This is a genomic window from Mesorhizobium sp. BR115XR7A (assembly GCF_020165315.1).
GTDB classification, from domain to species: domain Bacteria; phylum Pseudomonadota; class Alphaproteobacteria; order Rhizobiales; family Rhizobiaceae; genus Mesorhizobium; species Mesorhizobium australicum.
In genome coordinates this window covers 22,440-32,441 of sequence record NZ_JAIUHW010000025.1, presented here as the reverse complement: position 1 = coordinate 32,441, position 10,002 = coordinate 22,440, and the positions used below count along the sequence as shown (strand labels likewise).

Here is a 10,002-nt window from a genome sequence, read left to right as displayed (position 1 = left end):
CGTGCGTTGAAGGCGTGTCTTATATTCTTCAACAGGGAAATCCATCCCGCTATTCGTATGCTCGGTCACCGTCGTGGCTCCTTCATTGCCAAACTACATCACCTTTATTCGGTCAGCCGCTCCTCCCTCTGGCGGATTGCTTCAAATCTGACGTAGAAACAGATTGCAAATGCGATCAGTATACTTGATACCTCAGTAATCGTGGGTGTGATCTCTTCCCGAATTCCCGACCACACCTTCCTGGCAGGGCCATCGTGTCTGGCCCGCTCACGCACCACCGGAAGGCAAAGAACCCAGCGATGATTAACGCCGGACAGATGAACAGGAGTACGATTGGCGAAATCGTAACAAGTCGCGGGGCGCTCAAACTCAAGGCAACGTGCTCGAGTCTTATGTTCTGGGCCTGCATGGCGAGTTGCAGTGGCTCAAAGAGGAAGTAGATCGCTACCGCACTAATGATTACCAGCGCGATCAGCGGTGCGAGCAATAGCTGGTACCCGACGCGGCGCATTCGCCGACTGCCGCGAACGAATCCTATCGCAGCCGCTGAACCGGGGGACAGGCGCGCAAACACGATAGAGATCGCAACTGCCAAACTCTCAAACGTAGCGGAGACCCAGGCCTCGCTTGTGACATAGGCATCGTACCATTGCACTGACAGGCCCGGAGGGGGGAAATCGAGGAAGCGTGAAGAGCTGGATGAGATCTGGACGATGATCAGGATGGGACTAACCAAGAGGAACACAGCAACGATCACGCTAAAGTCCCATAATAGCTTACCACCAAGCGCAGCCCGCTCACAACGCCTGGGGAGGCCGGCCGGAAAGCAGACACTACCTCCGACGGCGCGCACCAAGACCGGGGCGAGGTCAACGAGTTGCAAGTAAGCGCTGGTTGAATGGCGAAGGGTAGAGCCTGCTGATTGGCCAACGCCTCGCTGAGAGCCGAGCAGCGGTTCGATTCCCACGAAATAGTTGGATATTGCGTAGTGCACGAGCGTGATCGCGAGCAACACGGTGGCAACGGTGGCCGCAAGCGGCCAGTTAGGCGTCGCGTTCATCAGCTTCCGTGGTACGATTGTGTTCCGATCGCCTAGCAGTGAGGGTGTGATGTAGAACTCAAGTGCGAACACGAAGAGGAGCAGCCCGGTCGCTCTTACGCCTGGCGCGCTTATGAGAAAGAACATGCGCCAAAAATTCTGGGCCGGGGAGGCTCCCAGAGAGGCAGCAGCGCACGTCAGACTGTCCATGACAGGCTCAGAGCACTTCGCGTGACGGTGCGGAGATGTAGCAGGACGCGTAGATATAGCCGGTCGTGCGCTCTAGGCGATCCTCCATGCCGAGTTTGGCCATAGCCTTCAGGATTGCTTGCCGTTCCGTTGGTGTGGAGAAGCGGCGCTGGCGTTGTCTTAACCGATCTACAACCTTGGTTTCCAAAGCGAAACCCCGAAGTGTCCGCGCGATGTCGTCATAACTGAAGGGGTGCATTGCAAAGGCGACGACCCATGGGTGTGACGTCGCGGAGGCCTTATACACGCGTGCAAAGGTTCGCGCCGTGGCGTAGCCCACACAGCCTGTGCTGATGATAATATCCGCACCCGCAAGGGCGCAACGTTCATTGGGGGTCAAGTCACGGGTTTCCAAATCCCCCGTGATGCCAGCCTTCAGCAGCCCCAGATTCCGTGCATATCTAACAGCCCGGAACGATGGATCCACGCCGACGAACTGAATGTCGTCACGGAGGCCGCGATCGCGAAAGAAAGCGCGATGCTCAGTCTCCTGTCGGCGCGAGAGAGATCCGCTGGGTTCCAGATAGGCAGCATACAGATCGTCGAGATCGAGATCGGTGCGCAGCAAGGCGGCGTTGACGCCATAGGAGCAACCGACATCGATAATTTTCAACCAAGTCTTGTTTCGAACGCGTCGATAATCGGCGAAGATCCTTTCGAAGACCGGCTTGGCCCGATCTGGGATCATATAGTCCAAGGCCAAATGCGCGCGAAAATAGGCGTGCGGCCACTTGCGATTATAGGCTGCCGTGAAGTCTTGCTTCGCCCCCTGAATGCTGCTGTGCAGTCCACTTGCTGGCGCCATTGTCCACCTCATTGCCCCGTGGCCTTGGGTCACAGCCGACCGTCAAGAGCGCTCAGTCTGAAGCTGAGACCGGCGACATGGACCTGACATGCTGCTTTCCTTCATTCCATCGATCGCGATCTGATCCAAGACATGAACATCCGTTGGCGCCCTGCCGCCTTATGTTGAAGGAGTTTCAAAAGTCGTACCAACTGCTCAGAAAAGCCCAGAAAACTTTTCTCTTAGGGATCATGGGTTACATGAGAGTGCGGCCGGTATCCGAGCCGAACACTACCGTGTCTGATACTTGACAACCTACAGCAGGTGTCGAAAGCCCAGCGCCGTCCCAGGATCGCACGTTCAGACCGTTCGACGGAAGCCTTGCGCTAAAGGGAGCATTTATATGCATAGATCGCTGATCGGCGTCCTCTGACGCAATTTCCATGATCGTGCTGCACCGATCGGCCTTGTCTAAAGGAGATCGATTTTGCCGCAGCGGTACATCTTTTGAGGCTCGCGATCTGTCGTTCCGTCTAGCCGTTGGGCCATGTTCAGCTGATTGCGGCTCGAACGAAAGGTTTGTCGCGCGCAATCGGGTTGGACAAGTGGCAGTCAAAGGGCAATGCAACAGTTCTGAAGTCATACGCTTAGGCCCCTTTTGCGAAGGGAAAACATCCTGTTGATCTGGCTCACACGAGGATGGTTGCCGGCCCCGAGAAATTCGGCGGTGAGATCGTTTGCGCCGATAATTTCCGAGAGGAGATCGTCCCGCGCACCACCGGGGAAGCCTAAGAGGATGCTGCCCGCCTCTGTGAGGAATTTTGGGCCTTCCGATAGATAGCGGCAGAGCAATCCATAACCCGGGTCGATGGCTCCTCGCTCGATGTTGTCCTCATACTGGTAGTCATCCGGCGCAAAGACCGACGGATAGTTCCAAAATATGAAATCGAATTTTCGGTGCGGTGGAACATTTGTAAAGATGTCGCTTTCGATTACCTCAACGTTCTTGATGCCGTTTCTTGCAGCATTTTCTAACGCGTTCGCGACCGCCTTAGGATCGATATCACAGGCAACCAACGACGCAGCGCCGAGTTTTGCGAGGTATAGTCCCGGAAGGCCGAAGCCGCAGCCGATCTCCAAAATGCTTTTTCCTTCAACGGGAGGAAAATTGTCAGTATACCAACGCCAACTGTGGAAATCTTGTGGGGGATAGACACCTTCGTGAACGGCCAAGTCCAGTCCAAATTCCTGCATCCGCAGCGGGAAAGTGCGCTGTTGGCTAAGTTTGAGTCTCGTCTTTATCCGGTCAATTTCCGTCATATTCCTGCTCTCCTCGAGCTAGACACGATAGACACTGCGATCGGCTCAGGACCGTCTGGGAGACTTCAGAGTCGTAAAAAAACCGCCTCATTCAGTTTCGAGTCCTCAGAGCCCGAGGATGGATAGAATAAATTATGATGTCAATCATCAAAATGAGTATATTTTGTAGTACAAATTCTACAAAGAGCGACAGTACGGTAATATTTATAGCCTGCTTGTGAAATATTCGTAAAATATATTAACAAATATGTCATATCTGTAAGGCAACGGGTTGAGCCGTTGGAGTCAAAAAACAGTGCGCCTTCCCGTGCTCGCCATGGATCGTGCCGGTTGGCCACACTACCACCAACCTCGTGGTAGGCGGCATTGACCAAGTCCGTCATTGAGGGACTGCGAAATCACCTGATCGAGACGGCGGCGACGCGCCCCAAGCCGCGATCGACCTCGGCAACGAGGTGATCGTCGGCGTCAATAAGTACCGGTTGGAGACTGAGTCCGACAATGCGGCGGTGCGAGACGCGCAGATCCGTCGTCTAGAACAAACAAAACGCGTCAGCGCGATCCCAAGCGCGTTGACGCAGCCCTTGCCGCGCTTGGTGAGACTGCGGCCAATGGCAAGGGCAATACGCTCAAAGCGGCGATCGAAGCGGTGCGCACTCGCACGGCGGTTGGGGAGATTTTCCAACACTTTGCGCCGCGCCTTCGGCGATTACGCGGCTGTACGCCGAAGTGATCTCGAAGGCGCCGCCTTTCCGTCCGCTCGGCCGTCAACCGAAGCTGATGGTGGCCAAGCTCGGCCAGGATGGCCTGTGACTGGGGCGCCAAAGTAATCGCATCTGCGTTTGGCGATCTCGGCTTCGACCTGGTCGCGGGGCCGCTCTTCCAACCCCGCAAGAAGCAGCAAGCATGGCCGTGGCCGCCGATCGCGACCTCGGACCGATCACCACGCTCGCCATCACAGGCATCTCGGTCGTGGTCTTCATCATCTCGATGTATGTGCCGTCGATCGCCCAAGGGGGTCGTGCAGGGCGCGTCGGTCGCCGGCGGCATGGAGCGATCCGGCAGGGCGGGCGGACCCCAACCTTCGCCGAAGACGGCGCATTCTTGGAGCGAGGGCCGTGTCCAGGGCGCGCAGACGGCGAGCGACGCAAGAGCTGGCGGGTCTCGTCCATGCGGGTGCTGCACTTCGAGATATGGCTTCATCGGCAGCGCCGGATGGGCGGCCGGCTCGGCGGCAAAGGAAAGAGCAATCGCGTCGCCCGGCACCTTTGCGGGCTCTCTCCTGGGGCTTGCCGATGCCAAGCTAGATCAGAGCCGGCATCGGGCGGGCGTACAGCCTTCCGGCCGGGTCCGCCGATCGACGACACTAAGTGAGGAAACTACTCGGCATGGCCTCAGGCAACCCGCCCGACAACCCCTTATCTTGCCGCGCGGCAGGAGCGGAACGAACGCTATGGCTCTTATGTGAAGGCGGCGGCCGCCTGGCGTCTTGTCAGCATCGCCGGCATTGCCATGGCGGTGATCGGATTTTCCTATGCGCTCTTCCAGAGCACGCAGGTCAACCATGGTGAACCGTACATCGTCAAGGTCTTTAAGCTCGGCACGGCCTCGAGCGCGGGCTTCCCGCAACAGATCGAGTATGCCGATCCCCGCGTCGTCAGGGCAAGACGACCCTGATCGCCGCCCTATACAGCTCTTTTTGCAGAGGGCCGTTCGCGGGATTCGAGTTTCGCTCCAGTCGAACGCTGACAGCGTTCGCCAGGGCGTCACCACCGCGCCCTCGAACGATCTAGGGAGCCGCTCCCCGTCACGGATCGAACTAGCCGCTGCTAAGAAGGCGTCAGGTTCGTCCACCTGAATGTGGTCGGCGCGGCAGAGCAGCGACATCTCCTAATTGCGGATCGCTCTGGCGAGGACTTCCGCGACGCGCGCCGGGACACCAGCCTGATCCCGAATTTGAGCTCGAAATGACGGACCGAGTTTGCTTCACCCTGGCGCGGGCAAGCTGGCGAGGCCCGAGACACGCACAGGGTACAAGCGAAAATTCAAACAGCTGATTTGGGCACTTCTGAATAACGGCGCCATTCCCGACAGCGCCATCCTTGAAATTCTATCGACGAAACTCGACAAGCTTGCGCCTAAGCCGGGCAAGGTCCCGGTTGTGGACGAGGTTGAGGAATTCGAGGGTGCGATCGTGCAGGAATTTGCAGCCGACGGACGCGCGATTGCCCTTCGCCACATCTGCGCTTACCGCGATCGAACTTCGAAGTCGGTCTTATCGGGCTCGAAGAACTATTCAAAGCCTGGCTGGAGCCTCGGCCAGTCAAGGACGTCCGGCCCCTGGCCGGGGTCGATCCGGCGCGTTGGTCGACAGAATGCTTCCAGCTGAGGAAGAGGCTTGGAATGGTTGACATCGGCATGTCGTGATCGGGTTCCAGGGATGAGAAAAACGACCTTGCGGCCGCGCTCTGGTATCTCGTCGACTCTCGGGCGCCAGAGGTCCCGACCGCGCTTTCCAAGCGACGGCGCACCGGTGATTACAAATATCTTGAAGCGATCGCGGCCGCGTGGGAAAGCGGGTGGCAGGTCAAGCGCACCGGCGTCGGTACCTGGCGGTCGGTGAGACGTTTGAACAGGTCTTCACCTCCCGGGAGTATGACAGCGCGTCGAGGACGTGCGTCCGGATCTTAATTGAGACGTTTAACGCCGAGCGTCTTGAGTTAGATGATGTCCTGAAACTGCTTGCTGTGCCCACGAGCAGAACGGCCGTTCGGCGCTTTATTAGCTCGCTTATGCCGCGCCCGCCGTCAGCGACATCACAGTAAGTTGTCAATCGTTGGATGGGCGCAGTGTTTGCGGAGGCGGCCAAGCATTCGACAGAAAAAACGCTGCACGAACTCTGGGGGCGGGTTTTTCCGCATAAAACCAACGAGGCGATTTCTAAAGGTCTCGGTGAACTGAACGGCTCGAAGGAAGTTAGCCACGCCGCCAGACTGATCGATTTTTCAAAAGATCACCAAGCGACGCCGTTCGAATTCGTCGAGGCGTGCAGCCGCGAGAGCCCTACCGCAACGGCGGCGGAACGAACCGAACTCAACGCTTATCTGCTTATAATGTGCAGCCAATGGGATCTGGCAGATCGATAACGATCGTGGCCGATGTGCTCCCCCGTCTACGTCGCGTCGCGCTTGCTAATGGCTTTTCCGATCGCACCCGCGCGTTGTTGGATCGGCGGCTTCCTACTTGTCGCACACGTGGGACCTCAACAAACGGCTATTGAAGTTGCTCCGCAATGCCTGTCGCGACGGGGCGAATATTGAGGGGTTGATCGAGCCCCTGGCGTTTTCCGAGATCGAGTTGCTGTATGTCTTTGATGAAGACAACAACAACGATCTTAAGACCCTCATTTCAAGGTTCCTTTGGCCGGTCTACCGCGCATGAGCAATTCCAATCAGCCACGAACGCCCCGGCCGATCGCACGCATTGGATCGATGAATGTCGGCGCGATCGAGATTGACTTCGAACTCGCCCGCTCGATCAGGCCAAAGGATCATCGGATACCATCAGAGCCAGCGAGCACAAGATCACAGCAACGGGCCGGAGACGCGACCGCACCCGCACCATCCCATTGCCGTCCAGACACAACTATTTTGTATTGCTCGACGGACTGCCTCTGCCGTCGTGGCGCGGCCATGTAGAACTTTCCCATAGTACCTCGTTCGACTCGGAAGAAAATGTAGAATCAAAGCATGGGATCAAACATATGGCCCCAGCTACTCGCGGACACCTGACCTGCCACTGAACCTTATCCAGCGGCGATTAGAGCCTGGACCGTTTCTGTTACGCCGTGGGGCGCGGGATGAGCAACCGGCGAAGACGCGGAGCCTTCGATTAGCGCAGCGTCGGAGCCGGTTACGGTGATGACCTCGGCATAGGCCGCCGGGGTCTGGTAGCCGAGCGAGGAATGTGGCCTTGCAGAGTTGAACAACACGACGAGAGAACCCCCACGGGACCGAGGAACGCGAGCTTCTTTATCCATGGCATCCCTGGGCCAGGCGTCGTGTTCACGTTCATGAGGTGATCGAGAAGGTTGACCGGGAGGTTTTCCGCTGCAGTCTCTCTGGCCACGCCTCCGATCGGTGGCTGGAGGTTCCGGCCTGGATGTTTGATCGCGCGGTCTGCACCGCGTGGCGCATTGCCGCTGCCCCACATGTCGATCCCAGAACGCTTGGCGTCTTGGTGACACTGCTGCAGGACGCGACGGCCAATTCCCACACCCCATCGCAATTGGAGGATTCGGGCGCAGCATCGGGTCCTCACGACGCGAATCGGGGAGAGGTCCATGCCGCGCCAGCCCACGACATATCAGTTCGATCTGTTCTCCAACCCGCACGATGCGCCGACCGCGCAGATGCCACCATGGCAGGCGCTGCCGGAAGAGACGCGCCTGACGCTTAGAACGCTGATGGTGCGCCTGATCCTCGACCACGTCGACGGCGAGCGCGCCGTTCCACGGGAGGAGGCGCGCCATGGTGCATGAGAAGATCCGGCCCCACCATCTGGAGCGCAAGGCGATCCTGTATGTGCGGCAATCCTCGGCCCATCAGGTTCTGCACAATCGTGAGAGCCGCGCCCTGCAGTGTGCGATGCGCGATCGCCTGGTGGCACTCGGCTGGTCTTGCATCGAGACGGTCGATGACGATCTCGGCCGCTCTGCCGCAGGCGGCGTCACACGTGCCGGATTCGACCGAATGGTAGCCGAAGTCTGCCTCGGCAAGGTCGGTGCGGTCGCGGCGCGGGAAGTATCGGGCTTCGCCCGCAACAGCCGTGACTGGCAGCAACTCAAAGATGTGCCGCGTCGTCGATACCGTGCTGGTCGATCAGGAGACGGTCTATGCGCCGCGTCAGGGTAATGACCGGCTGCTGCTGGGACTGAAGGGCAGCCTCAACGAATATGAGCTTGATCTTCTGCGTCAGCGTTCCCTGTCGGCACGCTACGAGAAGGCCCGGCGCGGCGAGCTCATTGTCACGGCCCCGGTCGGCTTCGTGAAGGTCGGCGACAGGCTTGAGAAGGATCCCGATCGCCGTGTCCAGGACGCCATCATTCTCGTCTTCGACAAGGTGGCCGAACTCGGCAGCGCCCGGCAGGCCCTGCTCTGGTTCCTCGAGCATGGGCTGGATTTGCCAGCCAAGCGCAACAATGGCGATGTGGTCTGGCGCAGGCCAAGCTATGCGACCATCCACCGAATGATCGAGAACCCGATCTACGGCGGCGCCTACGCCTATGGTAAGACTCGTGCTGCGTCGGGATATGATGCAACAGCCATTCGCTCGCGCAGCCGCCGTAAGGCGCGTGATGAATGGCTGGCGCTGATCCCGGGTGCACACGAAGGCTACGTCGGCTGGGAACGGGCGGAAGCGATCCGCAAGATGGTGAGCGACAACGTACCCACGAGCGGGCATCACGGGGCGCCCAAGCATGGCAACGCTCTGCTCGCCGGCCTTGTCCGCTGCCGGCGCTGTGGACGCAAGCTGACGGTCCGGTACACAGGGACCAAACATAACATTCCGCGCTATTCGTGTTAGCGGGGCTTGCTCGACAATGGCGAGCCGCGCTGCATCGCATTCGGAGGATTGCGCGTCGACGACGCCATCGAGGAAGCTCTTCTGCGGGTTGTCGAGCCGGGAGCGATTACCGCTGCCGTCGAGGCCGAAGCACAAGCGGCCAGTCGCCGCGATCAGGTTCGTGATGCGCTGGTGCGCGATCTCGAGGCGGCACGCTACAGCGCTGATCGGGCATTCCGGCAGTACGACGCCATCGATCCGCAGAACCGGCTGGTCGCGGCGGAACTGGAGTTGCGATGGAACCGGGCGCTCACGCGTGTCGGCGAGATAGAGAGCCGGATTGCCGCGCATGATGGCTCGACATTGGAACCATCACTTCTGTCGCCAATACACGTCGCCGCGCTCGCCGCCGATCTCAAGACTGTCTGGTCGGCGCCGACGACCGACGCGAGGCTCAAGAAGCGCATCGTGCGCACCGTCATCCACGAGGTGGTCGCCGATATCGATGAAGAAGCGTCAGATATCGTTCTCCTGATCCATTGGGTTGGCGGCGTCCATACTGAACTGCGCCTGCCAAAGCGGCGCCGTGGACAGCGCAACAGCACGTCCGGCGATATCATCTCGGCCGTCCGCCAACTGGTGCTCATCGCCAATGATGATCTGATTGCCGGCATCCTCAACCGCAATGGACTGGTGACCGGCCACGGCAATCGATGGACACGCGAACGGGTCACCGCACACAGGTCGCATCATAAGATCCCTGTCTTCCGGCCAGCGGCGGACGGCAAAGAGCCATGGCTTAACCTGAACAAGGCGGCGCGCCTTCTCGGCGTAGCACCGAAGACCCTCAGGCTCGCCGCCGAGGCGGGCGAGATCGAAGGCGTTCATCCTCTGCCGGATGGCCCGTGGATCTTCAGCCGATCAACGCTCGGCGAACCGGCGGCTCAGAGCATCGTTCATCGTGCGCGGCAGAATCCAAAATACCCCACAAGATCGCATCCCGATCAACAAAACCTATTTACTTCAACGACATAGACAGATGGGC

10 protein-coding genes and 2 pseudogenes are annotated in these 10,002 nt (G+C 59.0%); 9 read left to right on the top strand and 3 right to left on the bottom strand.

What is annotated here, in order from left to right; genetic code table 11:
- Positions 1-175: 175 nt before the first annotated feature.
- From LB557_RS31155 to LB557_RS31145, 3 genes are all read right to left on the bottom strand, one after another.
- Complete coding sequence (locus LB557_RS31155; protein WP_027033284.1) at positions 176-1,186, bottom strand: hypothetical protein; 1,011 nt, start codon at positions 1,184-1,186, stop codon at positions 176-178.
- Between the two features lie 70 nt (positions 1,187-1,256).
- Complete coding sequence (locus tag LB557_RS31150) at positions 1,257-2,093, bottom strand: hypothetical protein (protein ID WP_032925901.1); 837 nt, start codon at positions 2,091-2,093, stop codon at positions 1,257-1,259.
- Between the two features lie 618 nt (positions 2,094-2,711).
- Complete coding sequence (locus LB557_RS31145; RefSeq protein WP_027033282.1) at positions 2,712-3,392, bottom strand: methyltransferase domain-containing protein; 681 nt, start codon at positions 3,390-3,392, stop codon at positions 2,712-2,714.
- Positions 3,393-3,758: 366 nt separating this feature from the next.
- Here LB557_RS31145 and LB557_RS31140 point away from each other — a divergent pair.
- The 9 genes and pseudogenes from LB557_RS31140 to LB557_RS31090 all read left to right on the top strand — a co-directional run.
- Positions 3,759-4,307, top strand: a pseudogene (locus tag LB557_RS31140) (methylmalonyl-CoA mutase family protein); the annotation flags it as partial.
- Positions 4,299-4,766: a hypothetical protein gene (locus LB557_RS31135; RefSeq protein ID WP_224713159.1), complete on the top strand. Its 468-nt coding sequence runs from the start codon at positions 4,299-4,301 to the stop codon at positions 4,764-4,766. The pseudogene LB557_RS31140 and the gene LB557_RS31135, both read left to right, overlap by 9 nt.
- A gap of 33 nt (positions 4,767-4,799) precedes the next feature.
- Positions 4,800-5,057 (top strand): annotated as a pseudogene (locus LB557_RS31130) (VirB8/TrbF family protein); the annotation flags it as partial.
- Positions 5,058-5,065: 8 nt separating this feature from the next.
- Positions 5,066-5,185, top strand: a complete 120-nt coding sequence (locus LB557_RS31925; RefSeq protein WP_224713158.1) for a hypothetical protein — start codon at positions 5,066-5,068, stop codon at positions 5,183-5,185.
- A gap of 1,056 nt (positions 5,186-6,241) precedes the next feature.
- Entirely contained in the window at positions 6,242-6,538 is a 297-nt protein-coding gene (locus LB557_RS31115; RefSeq protein ID WP_152536266.1) for a hypothetical protein, read from the top strand.
- Between the two features lie 1,196 nt (positions 6,539-7,734).
- Positions 7,735-7,932 (top strand): hypothetical protein, encoded by a 198-nt coding sequence (locus LB557_RS31105; protein ID WP_027033277.1) that lies wholly within the window; start codon positions 7,735-7,737, stop codon positions 7,930-7,932.
- On the top strand, positions 7,922-8,305 hold the full coding sequence (locus LB557_RS31100; RefSeq protein ID WP_224713157.1) for a recombinase family protein: 384 nt from the start codon (positions 7,922-7,924) through the stop codon (positions 8,303-8,305). Before LB557_RS31105 ends, LB557_RS31100 begins: the two co-directional genes overlap by 11 nt.
- Positions 8,241-8,978 (top strand): recombinase family protein, encoded by a 738-nt coding sequence (locus LB557_RS31095; RefSeq protein ID WP_224713156.1) that lies wholly within the window; start codon positions 8,241-8,243, stop codon positions 8,976-8,978. The genes LB557_RS31100 and LB557_RS31095 overlap by 65 nt, the downstream gene beginning before the upstream one ends.
- Positions 8,979-8,984: 6 nt before the next feature.
- A complete protein-coding gene (locus LB557_RS31090) occupies positions 8,985-9,992 on the top strand; it encodes a hypothetical protein (RefSeq protein ID WP_224713155.1) in 1,008 nt (335 codons plus the stop codon).
- Positions 9,993-10,002: the final 10 nt, after the last annotated feature.